Source organism: Bradyrhizobium sp. 190 (assembly GCF_023073415.1).
Classification (GTDB): Bacteria; Pseudomonadota; Alphaproteobacteria; order Rhizobiales; family Xanthobacteraceae; genus Bradyrhizobium.
Genome location: NZ_JADPJL010000060.1, coordinates 41,892 through 57,695, shown reverse-complemented (window position 1 = coordinate 57,695; position 15,804 = coordinate 41,892). Strand labels below are relative to the sequence as shown.

At 58.6% G+C, this 15,804-nt stretch carries 16 protein-coding genes; 12 read left to right on the top strand and 4 right to left on the bottom strand.

Translation table 11 applies throughout. The features are described 5' to 3' along the window. The first annotated feature begins 11 nt into the window (after positions 1-11). The 9 genes from IVB22_RS27660 to IVB22_RS27620 are packed head-to-tail and all read left to right on the top strand — an operon-like array spanning position 12 to position 7,044. Positions 12-644 carry a nodulation protein NolU gene (locus tag IVB22_RS27660; RefSeq protein ID WP_247520365.1) on the top strand — a complete coding sequence of 211 codons (633 nt, stop codon included), beginning with the start codon at positions 12-14 and terminating at the stop codon, positions 642-644. Then, on the top strand, positions 641-1,261 hold the full coding sequence (sctL, locus tag IVB22_RS27655) for a type III secretion system stator protein SctL (RefSeq protein WP_247520364.1): 621 nt from the start codon (positions 641-643) through the stop codon (positions 1,259-1,261). Before IVB22_RS27660 ends, sctL begins: the two co-directional genes overlap by 4 nt. Beyond that, positions 1,261-2,619 carry a type III secretion system ATPase SctN gene (gene sctN / locus IVB22_RS27650; RefSeq protein WP_374207691.1) on the top strand — a complete coding sequence of 453 codons (1,359 nt, stop codon included), beginning with the start codon at positions 1,261-1,263 and terminating at the stop codon, positions 2,617-2,619. The genes sctL and sctN overlap by 1 nt, the downstream gene beginning before the upstream one ends. Further along, positions 2,595-3,128 carry a hypothetical protein gene (locus tag IVB22_RS27645; protein WP_247520363.1) on the top strand — a complete coding sequence of 178 codons (534 nt, stop codon included), beginning with the start codon at positions 2,595-2,597 and terminating at the stop codon, positions 3,126-3,128. Before sctN ends, IVB22_RS27645 begins: the two co-directional genes overlap by 25 nt. 26 nt (positions 3,129-3,154) lie before the next feature. After that, on the top strand, positions 3,155-4,240 hold the full coding sequence (gene sctQ / locus IVB22_RS27640) for a type III secretion system cytoplasmic ring protein SctQ (protein ID WP_374207690.1): 1,086 nt from the start codon (positions 3,155-3,157) through the stop codon (positions 4,238-4,240). Next, positions 4,233-4,898 carry a type III secretion system export apparatus subunit SctR gene (gene sctR / locus IVB22_RS27635; protein WP_247302560.1) on the top strand — a complete coding sequence of 222 codons (666 nt, stop codon included), beginning with the start codon at positions 4,233-4,235 and terminating at the stop codon, positions 4,896-4,898. The genes sctQ and sctR overlap by 8 nt, the downstream gene beginning before the upstream one ends. Before the next feature lie 2 nt (positions 4,899-4,900). Further along, positions 4,901-5,176 (top strand): EscS/YscS/HrcS family type III secretion system export apparatus protein, encoded by a 276-nt coding sequence (locus IVB22_RS27630; RefSeq protein WP_247275802.1) that lies wholly within the window; start codon positions 4,901-4,903, stop codon positions 5,174-5,176. 12 nt (positions 5,177-5,188) lie between these two features. Beyond that, a complete protein-coding gene (gene sctT, locus IVB22_RS27625; RefSeq protein ID WP_247520361.1) occupies positions 5,189-6,010 on the top strand; it encodes a type III secretion system export apparatus subunit SctT in 822 nt (273 codons plus the stop codon). After that, entirely contained in the window at positions 6,007-7,044 is a 1,038-nt protein-coding gene (locus IVB22_RS27620; protein ID WP_247520360.1) for an EscU/YscU/HrcU family type III secretion system export apparatus switch protein, read from the top strand. Before sctT ends, IVB22_RS27620 begins: the two co-directional genes overlap by 4 nt. 43 nt (positions 7,045-7,087) lie before the next feature. Here the strand turns inward: IVB22_RS27620 and IVB22_RS27615 are convergent, their stop codons facing one another. The 4 genes from IVB22_RS27615 to IVB22_RS27600 form a co-directional block, all read right to left on the bottom strand. After that, a complete protein-coding gene (locus tag IVB22_RS27615) occupies positions 7,088-7,750 on the bottom strand; it encodes a CpaD family pilus assembly lipoprotein (RefSeq protein WP_247520359.1) in 663 nt (220 codons plus the stop codon). A 10-nt stretch (positions 7,751-7,760) separates the two neighbouring features. Further along, positions 7,761-9,245 carry a type II and III secretion system protein family protein gene (locus tag IVB22_RS27610; protein ID WP_249805381.1) on the bottom strand — a complete coding sequence of 495 codons (1,485 nt, stop codon included), beginning with the start codon at positions 9,243-9,245 and terminating at the stop codon, positions 7,761-7,763. 10 nt (positions 9,246-9,255) lie between these two features. Beyond that, positions 9,256-9,945: a response regulator transcription factor gene (locus IVB22_RS27605; protein ID WP_247512575.1), complete on the bottom strand. Its 690-nt coding sequence runs from the start codon at positions 9,943-9,945 to the stop codon at positions 9,256-9,258. A gap of 262 nt (positions 9,946-10,207) precedes the next feature. Beyond that, positions 10,208-10,363, bottom strand: a complete 156-nt coding sequence (locus tag IVB22_RS27600; protein WP_247520358.1) for a hypothetical protein — start codon at positions 10,361-10,363, stop codon at positions 10,208-10,210. Positions 10,364-10,984: 621 nt separating this feature from the next. Between IVB22_RS27600 and IVB22_RS27595 the strand changes: the two genes are divergently transcribed. The 3 genes from IVB22_RS27595 (at position 10,985) to IVB22_RS27590 (ending at position 15,445) form a co-directional block, all read left to right on the top strand. Next, positions 10,985-11,326, top strand: coding sequence for a hypothetical protein (locus IVB22_RS27595; RefSeq protein ID WP_247520357.1), 342 nt, complete (start codon positions 10,985-10,987; stop codon positions 11,324-11,326). 1,162 nt (positions 11,327-12,488) lie between these two features. Next, positions 12,489-12,800, top strand: coding sequence for a group II intron maturase-specific domain-containing protein (locus IVB22_RS42075; RefSeq protein WP_374207713.1), 312 nt, complete (start codon positions 12,489-12,491; stop codon positions 12,798-12,800). A 239-nt stretch (positions 12,801-13,039) separates the two neighbouring features. Further along, positions 13,040-15,445, top strand: a complete 2,406-nt coding sequence (locus IVB22_RS27590) for a hypothetical protein (RefSeq protein WP_308200468.1) — start codon at positions 13,040-13,042, stop codon at positions 15,443-15,445. Positions 15,446-15,804: the final 359 nt, after the last annotated feature.

Below are 15,804 nucleotides of genomic sequence, written 5' to 3'. Positions count from 1 at the left end.
TGGTATCCGACATGACGAGACCGAATCCGTCTGCCGAGCGGCATGATCCGCTGAAATTAGCCTCTGTAGGTATTCGTAAGCTTGCTGCCACGATTCATCCGACCCGCCTTGCCGCGCGACTTGACGCGAACCTCTCGGCCGCGACGTTGGCGCGACTGCAGAAGAGTCCTAGGCTGCAGATAAGACTGCAAGCGTTGCTGCTTGAAGGTGAAATGGGCTTGAACGGAAGTGACTTCGGGCCAGACCTTCTCCACGGGCATGATCCGAGCAGGGCTGCCCTGCTCGCCGGCGGCATTTGGCATGCCCGTTCGCTGACAAGGCTGATTTCAAAGCACGATGTCGCCGTTCTGGTCGAGCACGTCGGTACCGAGGTGCAGGCTTTCGGGATCCGACATGCAGCGCATGCGGTTTCGACCAGATTAATTGCTGATCCTCAAGAACTCGCGCTAGGGATTGAAGACGATGGACATGCCTGCCTCGGCGCTTGGCTCGATGAAGCGTCAACGCTTGATTGCCGCCGCGTGCTTCTACGCCTAGCTGTCGGAACGGCCGCCGACAATCCGGGGACTGAACACCGCGATGCCGCGGGCCAATTGTTTTCGCCGGTGTTGGCCCATTTGGCGAGGGAGGCCCCAGCGGGATGACAGCCGACGAAACTGCGCCGCCCGTCGCTCCGCACATCCGCCCGCTTGGGCCACTCATAGCGGCGAGGGATCTCGAGATTTGGCAGAGCGCCCTCGAGGCGCGTGCCGTGGCCGAGCGAAATCTGAAGCGCGTTCGCGGCTGGACACGCAGAGCTTATCAGAAGGAGCGTGCGCGCGGCCATGCCGAGGGGGTGAGGGCCGGCGCCGAGGAAATGGCACAGCTGGTGGCGCAGGCTGCCTCGGAAGTGGCACGACGAAAGGCCGTTTTGGAGCAGGAACTGTCAGCGCTCGTGATGGACATCGTAACTAATCTACTGGGCGATTTCGATCCCGGCGAGATGTTGGTGAGGACGGTTCGTCACACGATTTCGCACAGATATGGCGGGGCAAAACTGTCCCTTCATGCGTCCCCCATGGATGCTGATGCGCTTACGCGCGAATTTGCTGCCTGTGACGGACGGGAGGACCGGCCGGCGGTCCGAATTATTCCGGACCCGGCGCTGTCAGCGAACGAATGCGTGCTGTGGAGCGAATTTGGCAATATCCATCTCGGACTTGACGCGCAGCTCCGCGCACTGCGTTTGGGCTTTGGTTTAGATCATGAGGCAGACGAATAGTGACGGCGCCGAGACCAGACCATAGCTGTCCTGATGGAGACGGGACTCTGCACGCGGCGCTGGCGCGTCTGCGAACTACGGCAAGCCATGTGGACACGCGTGCCGTACGCGGGCGGATCACGCGGGCGCTCGGCACGTTAATCCATGCAGTTTTGCCGGATGCTCGTATTGGAGAAGTTTGTGTGCTCAAGGATCCGCGCACCGGATGGTCGCTTGAGGCCGAGGTGATCGGTCTGTTGCAGGACGGCGTGTTGCTAACGCCGATCGGTGACCTGCAAGGCATGTCCGGCCGTGCAGAAGTCGTTGCCACTGGCCGAATGCACGAAGTGCCGGTCGGCCCCAATTTGCTTGGCCGGGTGATCGACAGCTTCGGCCGTCCACTCGATGGCAAGGGCCCAGTCAAAGCCATGGAGACGCGCCCGCTGCGCGGCAAAGCGCCAAATCCAATGACGAGGTGCATCATCGCTCGCCCTCTGCCACTCGGTGTTCGCGCCTTGGATGGTCTTCTGACATGCGGCGAGGGCCAGCGCATCGGCATTTATGGAGAGCCTGGTGGCGGCAAGTCGACGTTACTGTCGCAGATCGTAAAAGGCGCGGTCGCTGACGTGACCGTGGTTGCGCTGATAGGCGAGCGTGGACGCGAAGTGCGTGAATTCATCGAGCGGCATCTTGGGGAGACTGCCCTCCGCCGCACGGTCGTCGTCGTTGAGACCTCCGATCGCTCAGCGACGGAGCGGGCGCAATGTGCTTATACGGCAACCGCGCTCGCCGAATATTTTCGCGAACAAGGCCTGCGCGTCGTTCTGATGATGGATTCATTGACGCGATTTAGCCGCGCTATGCGCGAGATCGGGCTTGCTGCCGGTGAGCCACCGACCCGCCGGGGCTTTCCTCCCTCTGTCTTTGCAATGTTGCCAGGTTTGCTGGAGCGCGCTGGTATGAGTGAGCGTGGCTCAATCACGGCCTTCTATACCGTGCTTGTGGAAGGTGACGGCACGGGCGATCCAATCGCTGAGGAAACGCGTGGCATTCTCGATGGTCATATCGTTCTTTCACGCTCTCTCGCGGCGCGGGCGCATTTCCCCGCCATCGATGTACTGTCGAGCCGCAGCCGCGTCATGGATGCCGTCGTATCTGCACCGCATCGCAAGGCAGCATCCCTCTTCCGTGATCTTATCTCCCGTCATGCAGAGGCCGAATTTTTGATCAAGGTTGGTGAATACAAGCAAGGCAGCGATCCGCTGACGGACCGAGCTGTCGCTTCGATCGATGATCTGCGCGAGTTTTTACGCCAAGGTGAAAACGATGCGTCCACTTTTGAGGAAACCGTCACATGGATGTGCCGTCTGACCGCATGAGTTGCATACACGTTTCGAGCTTGCGGCAAGTAAAGGATATGCGCGAGCGTAGTGCTCGTAGTGAGTTGTCCAATATGGAAGCCAAGCGTCATATCGCGACCTCGGCCGCGGAGCACGCATGGCAGGAACTTGCAATTGCTGAAAAGCATCATACAGAGGCCCAGGCGGAGGTTTACCAACAGTTGATGTCGGCCGGTACCTTGTCCGTCGTCGAACTCGATCATTGCCAGCTCACCCTTGAGAGGCTCGCGATCGAGATCACCTCGAAACGCCGCACACTTGAGGAGGCGCGTATCGCTCAAAAGCAGGCCGAGACAGCCGCATCCGAGAGGCGTGCGCACTGGGCGAAGCGTTCCGCAGCGACTCATAAATGGCGACAAATCGAGACCGACGTCCGGCGTACGGCCGATACCCATTCGGAAGTAACAGCCGAGCTAGAGGCCGATGATGAAGTCTTGCTTCGCCATGGGAGGGGTTTGCCCACGCCGGTCGCGGGCGGTTCAATTTGATGACAGCTAGTCCAGTTGGGAAGCAAATGCGCTGCCCTGTACAGCCGCCTCCTGCAACTCGCGCGGACGCATACGCGAAGTACGAGCCAACCCAGCGTCTAACGCAGAGTCTCGTCTCGTGGCTCAACAGAAACATGCGGCCCTCCGCCTCTTTGCGGAGTAACCTTTGCGACAAGCCGCTATCGGTGCGACTGGAACAACTTGTGTGGCAGGAGGAACCTCCGGCTCTGTCGATGCTCGATTGCGTTTGGGGCCTCGGCGATGATACGCTCGTGTTGTCGATACCGCATGCGCTTGCCGAGGCCTTGATCTCGACAGTACAGAGTGGCCTAGCTTTACTTTCCGAGCCAAGTCGTTCGCTGGTTCTCGAACTTGCACTTGAACCGTTGCTCGCGCGCCTGGAGACTGAGACAGAGCAGCAACTGCGACTCCTTCGTGTTGGAAAGGCCGAGAAGAACGGGCCTTATGTCGAATTCGACATCATCTACGGTCCGGTCAGGGGCAAAGGTCGCCTATTTCTTTTCTCGCCTCTTGATGGACCGATACCGCCGGCGTTCCGCGCCTTAGGCGAGCTGCTCGGCCAATTGCCGCGACAGTTGTGTGAGGTCCCCGCACAGTTACCCGTTACAGTTGCAGGAGAGGTCGGCTCCCTCCGGGCGTCAGCCTCGCTTCTTCGCAAAACGCGTAAGGGCGACGCTTTGTTGCCGGATGTAATGCCATTCGCCCGCGGTCAGATCATCCTCACTGCGGGCCGGTTATGGACCGCGGCAGATGTCACTGGCAACCACCTGATCCTGCACGGACCGTTTCGCTTGCGGCCGCGCCCTCTGGAGTATGCGCATATGACGACACTACCCGGTTCACAGCAGCCGCCTTCGGAAGCCGATCTCGACGATATTGAGATTTCGCTTGTCTTTGAATGCGGCCGCTGGCCCATCACGCTCGGAGCCTTGAGAAGCATCAGCAAAGGATATGTATTCGAACTTGGCCGGCCGGTCGATGGCCCGGTCGATATCCTTGCAAACGGCGTACGTATCGGGAGTGGCGACATAGTACGTATTGGGGACGAGCTCGGCGTTAGACTGCGTGGCGGGTTAGCGGGCAATGACTAACATTGAACCAGCAATACTGCCGCTTCTTGCGGTCACGGCCGCGCTCGGCTTGTTGGTCTTCGCTGTCGTCACGACCACGGCGTTCGTAAAGGTATCTGTCGTTCTCTTCCTCGTTCGCAATGCGCTTGGGACCCAGTCGATTCCACCGAACATCGTTCTATACGGCGCGGCATTGATGCTCACCGCTTTCACGAGCGCCCCCGTCTTTGAGCAGAGCTACAATCGAGTCGCCGATCTGCAGCTCCGCTATCAAACGCTCGAGGATTGGGTAGCCGCTGCGAAAGAGGGGCAGGAGCCGCTGCGAGCCTATCTCAAGAACTTCACCAATGAAGAACAGCGAGGCTTCTTCCTGTCCTCGACCGAACGTGTCTGGCCGGAAGAGATGCGCGGCAGAGCCACAGCCGATGATTTTGTCATTCTAGTCCCATCTTTTCTAATCTCAGAACTCAAGCGTGCCTTCGAAATCGGGTTTTTGCTATACCTTCCGTTTATCACTATCGATCTGATCGTAACGACCATTCTGATGGCCATGGGCATGTCAATGGTGTCTCCGACAGTGATCTCAGTTCCTTTCAAGCTGTTCCTATTCGTGGCGATTGACGGCTGGTCGCGGCTTATGCACGGGCTAGTGCTGAGCTATACAACACCTGGAGGGTGAGCATGGATGAGGCCACTATTCTCCCTTATATGAGCCGATCACTGGTGCTTTTCATGACCTGGGTTCTGCCGCCGCTCATTGCAGCGGCGGTCGCCGAAACCGTCATCGGCATCATCCAGGCGGCAACGCAGATCCAGGATCAGACATTGCCACTGACTGTGAAGCTTTTGGTCATTGTTGGGATTATAGGTTTGTTTGCTCCGGTGCTGAGCGCCCCGCTCATCGAACAAGCCAAGCAGATCTTCACTGATTTTCCCGCGCTCACGACGGGCTACTAGCAGCCGCCCGTCATGTATGATCTGTCAACCACCAACACGCAAAGTCTGATCCAGGCAACCATCGAACTCGTCGTTGCTGCCGGCCTTGGTGCGGCCCGCCCCGTGGGCATTATGCTGGTGCTTCCGGTATTTACGCGTCCGCAGATCGGCGGCCTGATCCGCGGTTGCCTGGCCGTTGCACTCGAACTACCATACTTGGCGCACATCGCCGATGGCCTGAAGGAGCTAGATCCGGACACCCGTCTGCTCAAGATCCCGCTACTCGGTCTTAAGGAGACGTGTGTCGGCCTGCTGATCGGCGCCCTGCTCAGTATTCCCCTCTGGAGTCTTCAGGCCGTCGGCGAGTTCATCGACGCGCAACGGGGCATCAGCAGCGTAGTCACTCCCGCCGATCCCGCGACACGCAGTCAGGCTTCGGCGACGGGACTGCTTATCGGTACCACCGCGATCACGATCTTCGTCGTCACGGGGGGGCTGCAAACCATGATCAGCGGGCTTTACGGCAGCTATCTGGTTTGGCCGGCTTATCAGCTTGGACCCACGCTGAGCATGCAAGGGACACTGGAGTTGTGGGGCGTGCTCGACAGCATCATACGTACCGCCGTCCTGGTCTCTGGACCTGTGGTAGCGTTCCTCTTGCTGGCCGACATATCCGCGCTCCTGCTCGGGCGCTTTGCGCCGCAATTCAACCCGCGGGACCTATCTTTGACGATCAAGAATATAGGCTTTGCGATCGTCATGGTCACTTATACGATCTATCTCATCGAATACATGCAATCGGAAATCATGCAGTCGAGCCGAGAGCTGGAGAGGCTTGAAAGGAAACTGAAGTGAGCGACACGAGCGAAGAGAAAACGCTCGCCCCCACTGAAAAGAAGCTAAGCGATTTGCGCAAGAAAGGCGTGGTTCCGCATAGCACGGATCTAGTCAGAGCCCTCAGCGCTTGCGCCGGTCTCGGCTATCTCTGGTTAGAAGCGAGTTCCATCTACGACAAATGTCGTGAAGCGCTCATGCTGACTGACAAGCTGCTTGATAAGCCGTTCAATCTTGCGGTCGACCTTGCGCTCGGCGTCTTGCCCGAAGTTGCACTGAGAATTGTTGGCCCGCTTCTTGGGAGTATGGTCACCTGCGCAATTCTGACGACGGTCCTGGCCAATGGTGGATTAGTGTTCTCCTCGGAGCCGATGACGCCGAAATTCGAGAACATTGATCCCATCAACGGACTGAAGCGCATCGCCTCTTTGCGTTCCCTCATCGAGCTTGGCAAGACCTTGTTCAAGGTCTTCTGCCTCGGCGCGATCTTTCTCCTCGTCGTTGTCGGCGCGTGGAAGACACTGGTCTATCTGCCGGTTTGCGGCACGGGCTGCTTCGAGTTCGTGTTCATTCAAGTGAAACTGTTGATCGGGATTGCAAGTGGTGCATTTCTGATCGGCGGATTGGTCGATCTCCTCGTCCAGCGCTGGTTGTTTTTGCGCGGCATGCGCATGACTAAGAGCGATATGAAGCGCGAGGACAAGGAGCAGCAAGGCAGTCCGGAGGTGAAACGCGAACACCGACGCCTTCGGCGGGAGCAGGCGAGCGAGTCTCCACTCGGCGTGCGTCGCGCGACATTGATCTTGACTGGGCGCGAGCTGCTGGTCGGGGTACGCTACATCCGTGGCGAAACGGGCGTCCCGGTCCTGGTTTGCCGCGGCGATGGGGAGGCGGCTTCACGGCTCCTTGATGAAGCGAGGCGCCTTCGTCTCAGTATCGTCGATGATCACGTCCTGGTCCGTGAGCTAATCCGCAACACTAGCCTTGGCAATTCCATTCCTGTCCAGCATTTCGAGGCTGTCGCAAAAGCACTCTTTGCCACCGGCCAAGTCTAGTTCGTGTTGTGAATGAGGTCGCATCGAATGACTGATGTTCTCGCTATCGAGACGGCTGCACGGTCTGGGTGCCGGCAGACGTGGGATCTGATGGCAGCTTGTTGTTAGCTATACCCAAGTTGCTGTTATTGCCGGTCGCGAAGGCTTTGTATGTGGCAACGGGAATGGCCGCACGATTGCCATCACTCGGCACAACGGCCTGATTGTCAATCAAGTCGCGCGGATCGTTGACCATGCCGGCCAAGTTGTTGCGGATCGAGCAGCCAAGCGTCGGATCGAAAGAATTGTCGTTCACTGAAGGGCCGACGATCGCAATCGACGGACAAACGGGAGGGCGCGCCTCGTACGTAATCGCCTCGATTCGGGCGGCAGAGCCATCACGCCTATCGATGAATGGACCGTACAGGCGGATGTTGAGAGCGTCGACGCCCACTGCGCGGGCCTCAGCTGCTATCTGCGCCCCGAGCCGACGTGAGCCGACGATATCAAGATGGAGCGCGTCATACCGACCGCGACTGGTACTCGCTATGAAATAACGCAGACGCTGCCGTTCGGGCCCTCCAAGGGTCTGTAACAGTAAGACGTTCTTCTCCTGTTCAACCAGGATCGCTTGCGCGGTCGGCTCGAGGTAAGTCGGCGCGGTGCTAGCGCAGCCACCTAGACTGGCCGTCAGACCGATGAGGGGGCGCACGAATCGTAATCTCATTGGTCGATCCTCATTCGATGATGTGGCCGGTGCCCCTTGTCGCGCCTGGTACGCTTATCGGGGGAGCACTGCGAACAGGCGAGCGCGTTGCCAATGTGTTCGTCAGACTGCGCGCGAGGTCTGAGGGCGGAGCGATGCGGTCGGTGGGCGCACTCAATTGCTTCGAGTTCGATCTTGGCCGCACGACGTAAGGCGTGACGATGATCACGAGTTCCGTCTCCTCCTGTTGAAATGACGATGAGCGAAATAGCGCACCAAGAATCGGAACGTCGCCGAGCCAGGGGAAAGTCGTGATCTCTGTGCTGAAGTTGCGCCGGATAAGCCCACCAATTGCAAAGCTCTGGCCGCTGGCGAGCTCGACGACCGTGTTCGCACGCCGGGTGGAGAGAGCCGGCACGGAGATGCCGTTGATGTTGACAGCACCTTGTGACGATAGTTCGCTGACTTCAGGCTTCACGCGGATATTGATCTGATTGTTACTGAGAACGGTCGGCACGAACTCCAGGCTGATGCCGAAGTGACGGAACTCGACAGAGACCTGCCGATTGTCCTGCAACACCGGAATGGGAAATTCGCCGCCGGCGAGGAAGCTGGCGGATTCGCCTGACATTGCGGTGAGGTTCGGTTCAGCAAGTACGGAAGCGAGGCGCTCGTGAGCCAGTGCATCGAGCATAGCGCTGACGTTCACATGGCCAGTGTTGACTCCCATCTTCGCCGTACCGCCGCCCTGCGCCGCGCCGTATCCACCACCACTGCCACTGACCAAGCCGAGAGTGAAAGGGCCAGCTTGACCGGAAGCGGAGAGGTTGACGCCGAGCTCCTTCATGGCGCTCCGGGAGACCTCCGCCACCCGCACGCTCAGATTCACCTGCAATGACCCAGCCACCTGAATCTTGTTGACGACGAGCGCACCAGACCCAAGAAACTGCTCGGTCACTTTCATCGCTATGTCGACGATCTCCGCATTGGGCGCCGTACCGCTAAGGATGGCCCCGCGCGGGGTGTAGCTTACCTGGATGGGATAGTCGCCGACCTGGGCTTTCAGCGTGGCGCGCAGATCCTCGATCGGCTGTGTGACGACAACACGCAGTTCAGCGAGAGCCTCCCCGCCCTCGTTCAGTGCGAACAAGCTGGTCCGCCCGGATTTTTTGCCGAAAACGAAGATGGTCTTGTTCGAAGGTGCCTGATAGTCCGCGACCGTAGGATCGGCGACAAAGATGCTCGCAGCTGGCGCTGGCAGATGAATCGTCTTACCGAACGAAGAGGAAAGGGTCAGCGTTCCGCTAATGCCGTCAGGAGCCGTACGCTGCGGCCCGCCTACATCATCCCGCTTGATCTGAGCTACGGCAGCAGCCGGGAATAGCAGGACGACCACGCACAAAAGCTGCGAAAGACAAGGAAGAAAGGTGGACGAAAGGCCGTTGGCGGCGATCGATCCTCGAGTGACGCCGGCATGCTTGTCAAGAATGATGCTCAAGATGGTCTTTTCTTTCAAGTTCGATTGACTACGCGGTCGATGCCGCGCATTTCAATTCAAGGACGTAGCCGATCCCGCGCGCGGTTTTGATCCGTAGCGTCGCACCGGACTGACTCAAATGACCGCGCAAACGATAGATTCCGACCTCAAGCGCATTGGTGGAGACCTCGTCGTCAAATGCATAGAGGCTATCCTCCAATGACGCGCGAGCCACGGTGCGGCCGGCGCGGCTGAGCAGATGTTCGAGAATGCACACCTCGCGGCGGGCAATCTTCAGCGGTCGACCATTGACCGATGCTTGCCGACCGATTGAATCGAATCGTAGATTGCCAAAGGTAACGATGGGGGCCGTCATTTGCGTTGATCGGCGCAGAGTAGCGCGCATCCGTGCGATGAGTTCATCAGTAGATACGGGCTTGGGCAGGAAGTCGTCCGCACCGCCATTAAATAGTGCTATCCGCCTACCGAGCTCGTTGAAGTTACTCATCATCACGGCAGGCATCGAATGTCCGTCACGTCTCAACTGCTTCAGCCAATCCAAGCCGTCTCCATCCGGTAGAACCAACTCGAGCAAGAGAATGTCATAGCTGGCGCAACAAAAAGCGGCGGCCGCCTCGTCCAGGGTGCACGCTACGTCAACGGCAAAACCGCAATCGGAGAGCGCATCTTGTACAACGCGCGCTGGGTCCGTCTCATGATCAACGAGTAGCGTTCGCATTCCACGACCTCCTGTCAAGTCACGCCAAGACAACCACCACGTCACGTTCGAGCATGACCACCCCCGAGCGGAATTGAACAGTCCGGCCTCCGCGTAAGCGTTGGAATCCGGAATAGACGAAGAGCAGCGGTACTGGCGAATCGCGTACTGGATCGGGATTCCATTGTAAGCTCGACTGGCGTTGTTCACTGTCTCACGTGGCGCGCATGCATCTTGGTGACGTCGAATGTGCTCTTGCCACCGGGACATAGGCGGCAATCAATCAAATGCATCGATAGGCGGGCAGCACCCCGCTCAGCGCCGGAACAATCCCGGCAGTTGTCGCCGACATCGTGAGGTCGAGATGATTGACGAGAACACATTGATTGGTGAAATCGATGGTTTGGATCGATGCATTCACATGGCGGATCAGTGACAATGCCGTTCCATGGTCTGGATCTAAATCTCCTCATCACGATCGATGCTTCCGATGGCGAGCGCAGCCGCACGGCCGCAGGTTTGATGGGGGAGCAGCGATGATAGGCGATTTGCATCGCGGCCCTCAATTTACAAAGCCTCACACGCCGGCAGACGTTCCGTGCTTGAGCAACGAACTTCCTCATTCGGCCTGGAAGGTGAGCCTCCTTCGTGTTCCGATCACCGGAGCGACAGTGATGGCCAAGCGCGGCTACGCTCAGCTGGAGAACGCCATAACGAGGCCGTCCTGCCGCGCCTTCCTTTTTTTGACTTTTATAAAATCACCGAGACGCTGTGGAATGAACTGCTCAACGGCCGCACAATCCAAAGACGGGGGGTGACATGAAGTTGGCCGCACCGGGCAAAACCGTGCCTACAATCCGATCGCGGCGTCCATGATCACGTACTCATCGCAGCTTTGCCGACAGCAAACCTACCATGTTGCGTGATGCACGGCGCTTTCCCTACCCGGCAGCACATGAAGTGTGAAATCAATTCTTTGGATGGATTGCATTCGCATCCTGGATAGTGACAACACGTCTGAGGTCTGTGTCTCAGTCTCCTAGTCGCACCTGATGCTCTGATGACCGAACGCAATCTGTCGCTGGCAGCTCTGGTGGGGCGAGCGATAATTTTGGTGATTTGCATGGCGGCGTCGTCCTGCAAGGCTCACATTGGGCGCCGACTCTTCTGGACTAGCAAAACCCAGGTTATGGTCACTCGCCCAGCAATGTCGGTTGTGCTCCATCCGGACGTGGGAAAAAATGTTGTTGTGATCGACATTCTACGTCTGATCAGAATGGTGCATCATCTCGGAATTGGTGGGCGACTTGCTCCGGAATTCGCATGGTGCATGACCGCGCGTCAGCAAGTTGTTCCGTCTGAGCCGAAGCGCCCCGATCCTAGAGAGCTTGACGGCCAATAAGTCTTCCGCAGAGTGCATGGCAGTCGCATCGGAGTGCGGACAGATGCTTTGGTCAGGTTGTGGTCAGCTAGGTTGTGTATCCTCCTCGGCAAAGCTTGTCGCGGCACGAGCTCAATCGCGTGCATCTGATGTATGGCAGAATCGGTGGCTCCGTTTTGCGGAAGCGGTTGCCGGCCTGGAGCGAGGTGGGTCGTTGTCGGCGGGCGCGACGCCATACTTCCTGCGTTCCAATCCGCCCATTATCAAGATCGTCGACTGAGAATCTTTCATGCGCAAAGTGACGAGATTCTTGTCCAGTGAAATCATGCACATCGCCAGTAACCCGCAGGAGTACTCGGATTTTGTTCGAAGAAAGCCGAGCGGGCTGCAACTGTCGGTGGGTGGAGGCTATTCCAGTACTTACGATGATCCGGGTAAGCACGCGCGATTTTTCAGATATCAGGTTGGGTGACGAAACTATAGGGCTTTTAGGAGCCGGAGGCTCGGTCAGGATCAGGGGGAGACCATTTTCGCCAACAGTTCGGGCGTAACGATATCACGTCCGTGGTAGATCTACGCGTTACTTATCCGCTCGCCGAGAACGCGGGCGATATCCTGCTGGAGCATGAACTGCGAATGGACGGTGATCATCCGGTGGTCTTATCACGTCCTGGCGTAGGAGGTATGGAACCCCGTCTAGCGGAAATGGGTTTTGTTCACGTGGGTCGCAATAACTGGGTGCTTGATCCTCAACAGCATCCCAAAGTGTGGACGAAGAACGAGAACGACCAGTGGCACCGAGTAGTCAGGCCTACAAAGTATCTTTCCAAAGTCGAGGATAGCGATAGTCAAGAGAGCTGCGAGACGGATTCGTGTGACGATGATCCCTCGTATTACCTGGAGCGCGCTGTTCGAAGATTGGCTGGGGGACAAGACGATTCGGAATGATGAGAGCGGGCTGGGGCGGACTGGTATTTCGCTATTGCAGGGGCCGGTTCAGAAGTGAACTTGAAGGAAGCGCTCGCGCCGGATCGTGCTCCTCGCGCGTGACATATGCCCGGTTTCGAACGTCAAGTTTGACTTCCTCGGCTACTGCTTCGGGCCGCGACGGGCAAAGAACTCACAAAACGCCTCGGTGTTTTGCAGTTTTCTGCCTCGGCTCAGCGCTTCGGCGCTGAAGTTTATGCGGGCGGCAATCCGGGATTTGAACCTCCGAAAACGGACCCATGTGTCAATGGCTGAGATCGCTCGGCAGCTCAATCCCCTCCTGCGGGGAGATTGTGTATTACGGTCGATTCAGGCGGGCGCCTCTGGGTCAATCCTTCGATACGTCAATCAGACAATCGAGGCTTGGATGGTGCGGAAGTTCAAACGCTTTATGGGGTCGCAAGGCCAAGACCGGCCGCGTTCTCGAACGACTATCTCGCGAACGTCCCGGGTTGTTCGCACAATGGAAGATCGGCATACGCGGCTCGTTCGCCTGATGGGAGCCTAGTGACGCGAGAGTCTCACGCTGGGATCCTTGAGAGGCCGGCGGTGAGATTCCGCCGGCCTACTCGCCAAAGCCGTCTGCCCGGATCTGTGAGGGCAAAGCAAATGGCCGAGCTACTCGACCACGATCCACGGCGATGTGGGTTTCCTGTGCAACCGGAAAAACGCCCTTCGTCAGCTACTCGTCAGCCAGCCTGTCTATCCAGACAGGCTGCGCATTCTCGACTTGATTGGAGATGGAATATGACGGGCATTGGCCGATCTGGAAGATCGCGCACTGGAGATGCTGGAGCCGGATCGAGCAGTTCACGCTCGCACTCAAGGCTAGCCCCTGGGGAAGGCAGTCAATCGTTCGATTCCGTCGTGGAGCGGATGCGCTCTGGGCCCCAAGATAGAGGGACGCCCTCCGCTAGCACGGCGCGCGGTGCCGACGATGCCCTTGGCGACAGGTCTTCCGGTCCCTCCGTTGGCCCAGATCGAATCCTAGGCGCTGCGGCACGTGCAGCCGCTGCGCCACGTGCAGTCACTGCGCGGCGGCGCGGCTTTCCCTCAGTGTCGGAGGGTGGAGACACGGCGCCGGTCGCCAGCCAGCCGCCAACTTCCGGTGTGGCAGTCCCCATTTCCTCGTCAGAGGAAGAAATCAACGCAACAAGGCGACACATGGATCGCCTGCGTGAGGAACTTGACGCTTGCGGTAATGCGGGCATGCAAGCCCAGAACTCGGAGGAGGCGCTAGAGCTGGCCGATCGGTTCGTCAAAGCAGGCTCGGCAGTTCTGGAGTACTACGCGAGCGTGCGCCCGGCCGTGGCGCGGAGCATTCTGTCCGACGCTGAGGCCCGTCAATACTGCTATGCCGTGCTCGATGCGGGGCATCAAGGCAAGATTGTGGGCTCGGCGATTATCCTCGCCTTGGAAAAGCGCAGAAAGAAATCGGCAGAGGTCTTCCAGCGGATTTTCGAATCCAACGCTACCCCCGACCAGCTGAGCCGAGTGGCTTCCAGTATGGTGAAGGACCATGTGCCTGTCATCGAGTGGTGGGGAAAGAAGCTGTTGCGCTCGGAACGGATGCAGTCCGCCTGCGAGGCCACTGCCAACTTGGCAAGCACGACGCCCGAGATGCGGAAGGCCAACGAAGCCGCACTACGCCTGCATACCGGCTCGGCACTTTATGATGGGTGCTTTTATCTGGAATCGCGGATCGCGCTCGCGAAGCTTCTGATTGAGTCTCAGGCGAGCACGTTTGAACCAGCCGTGAGGGACGCCCTCATGGACGAGAACGGGCGGGTGCGTCTGCTCGGGACCTATATCCAGGATGCTTTTCCGGCATTCCTCTCGACGCACAAAGCCGTTCTGAACCAGGACGGAGAGCCCCTCGACGCAGAGCACTGCACCGTTCTGGAAGGAGTCATGGAACGGCATTCGGAATTGGCCTCAGGGGTGGAACGCATCGTTGCCAGGCTAAGGGATGCTGGAACGGATGCCGACCTTCCATTGGAACAGTTGGACCAGGTCGTGGAAGCTGCATGGGTCACCGCGCATCAAGTCACGCGACTTTTGGCAGTGCAGCCAAAGAGGCAAGTGGAGCAGCCTGCCCAGACTGCGATATCGGAAAAGACCGACTTAGCGGCTGAGAGCCACGCGGCGCGCAGGAAGGGGAAAGGCAAGCGCGCACCGGCCGCAGGCGAGGGGAGTTCAACGGCCGGGCTGCGCGAGCCGCAGCTCGCTAGGCCCGACGCTGCCACAGCCTCTACTGCCAAGGTTATCGTACTCTCGGATATGGGTACGAAGAAACTCGCGAGTGCGGAGGAGGCACGCGCGAGGGCGTCATCATCGGCGACCGGGCACCTGGCGATGTGGCAGGCTCCGCCCTCCAGGAACGCACTGACGGGATTACTCAAGCGATTGGACGAGCTGCTGCAGTTCGATCTGCCGGCTCAGCAAAGCGCCATCTCGCAAGCGCGCCAGATGAAGCCTGAGGACGCCGACCACGTCGTGGATCTCGTCCTTAAGCGCCTGCAGACGCAAGAAGTCGAGATTAAGGCCTGTGTAGCCGCGCTGGAGGAGCCCCTCCGCAATGGCCTACTCACGCATGCGCAATTGCCTGAAGTGCACGGAAAAATAGTCCAGCTTAAGGCGATGTTATCCCAGGTTCAGGGACAGGCAAACTCATTGAACGCACGAAAGGCGGCGATCACGATCGATTGCATGAAGACATACGCGTTTCCGTCGCAGAAGTACCTTGAACAGTTGCAGGCGGCCGAAGAACTTGCGTCTGTGTATCCACCCCGCGCCTTGAAGAGCGAGCCAGCGACGCTGTTCGAGATCAAGCTGCAGCCCAAGGCGCTGCGCAGTGGTAGGATGCCAAATCCGATGTGGGTGCACATCCATACCAAGCTGCCGGTACATGCCTGGCAGTTGGCCACGCTGGGCGGCGCCGACTTCGCCGCTTGCCACGTGAAGTCCAATGAACAGCGCGGCTACAATCGGCAATGGCAGAGCGCTCGAGCGGCCACGGGGCACGAGAACGTCGTGATCCACCGCGGCAAGCTCACGCCTGCGTTCTGTAAGTCGTTGTTGAGCATCGTCCCATGCGACTCCCTTCGCGAGGCGGAGCATGCGTCGATGCAGTTCGCGCGCCTCAGGATGTAGTTACCTGAGTGTCTCACGCCAGAGCGTCGCTGTGGTGACACCATCAAGCAGACCGTTATCACCGAGAGGAAATCCTCGATGAACTCGAAGCCGGCGCGGGCTCCTCGAACAGATCGACAACGGGTCCGACTGAAATTCGATCGGGAGCGTCGAGACCACAACTTCCTTTGGCTTGAAAAACAGCATCGCGGCGCTTGTCGCCGCGCTTGCGATGGCCGGATCCGAATAGCCTAGGATCCGGCTATGCTTCAGATCGTGAATGAAGCAGTTTTGCGCATTTGTGTTCGATCCCGTCGCCGATCGCTTCGGTAAGTGTCTGCGGCGCCGTGCTTAGCGCCCCACAATGATTGGGCTTCCCG

What these genes read in the sequence shown, in the direction of transcription:
- IVB22_RS27660 (WP_247520365.1), top strand. Translation starts at nt 12, where the DNA reads ATGACGAGACCGAATCCGTCTGCCGAGCGGCATGATCCGCTGAAATTA.
- sctL (WP_247520364.1), top strand. Translation starts at nt 641, where the DNA reads ATGACAGCCGACGAAACTGCGCCGCCCGTCGCTCCGCACATCCGCCCG.
- IVB22_RS27645 (WP_247520363.1), top strand. Translation starts at nt 2,595, where the DNA reads ATGGATGTGCCGTCTGACCGCATGAGTTGCATACACGTTTCGAGCTTG.
- sctQ (WP_374207690.1), top strand. Translation starts at nt 3,155, where the DNA reads ATGCGCTGCCCTGTACAGCCGCCTCCTGCAACTCGCGCGGACGCATAC.
- sctR (WP_247302560.1), top strand. Translation starts at nt 4,233, where the DNA reads ATGACTAACATTGAACCAGCAATACTGCCGCTTCTTGCGGTCACGGCC.
- IVB22_RS27630 (WP_247275802.1), top strand. Translation starts at nt 4,901, where the DNA reads ATGGATGAGGCCACTATTCTCCCTTATATGAGCCGATCACTGGTGCTT.
- sctT (WP_247520361.1), top strand. Translation starts at nt 5,189, where the DNA reads ATGTATGATCTGTCAACCACCAACACGCAAAGTCTGATCCAGGCAACC.
- IVB22_RS27615 (WP_247520359.1), bottom strand. Translation starts at nt 7,750, where the DNA reads ATGAGATTACGATTCGTGCGCCCCCTCATCGGTCTGACGGCCAGTCTA.
- IVB22_RS27605 (WP_247512575.1), bottom strand. Translation starts at nt 9,945, where the DNA reads ATGCGAACGCTACTCGTTGATCATGAGACGGACCCAGCGCGCGTTGTA.
- IVB22_RS27595 (WP_247520357.1), top strand. Translation starts at nt 10,985, where the DNA reads ATGACCGAACGCAATCTGTCGCTGGCAGCTCTGGTGGGGCGAGCGATA.
- IVB22_RS42075 (WP_374207713.1), top strand. Translation starts at nt 12,489, where the DNA reads ATGCGGGCGGCAATCCGGGATTTGAACCTCCGAAAACGGACCCATGTG.
- IVB22_RS27590 (WP_308200468.1), top strand. Translation starts at nt 13,040, where the DNA reads ATGACGGGCATTGGCCGATCTGGAAGATCGCGCACTGGAGATGCTGGA.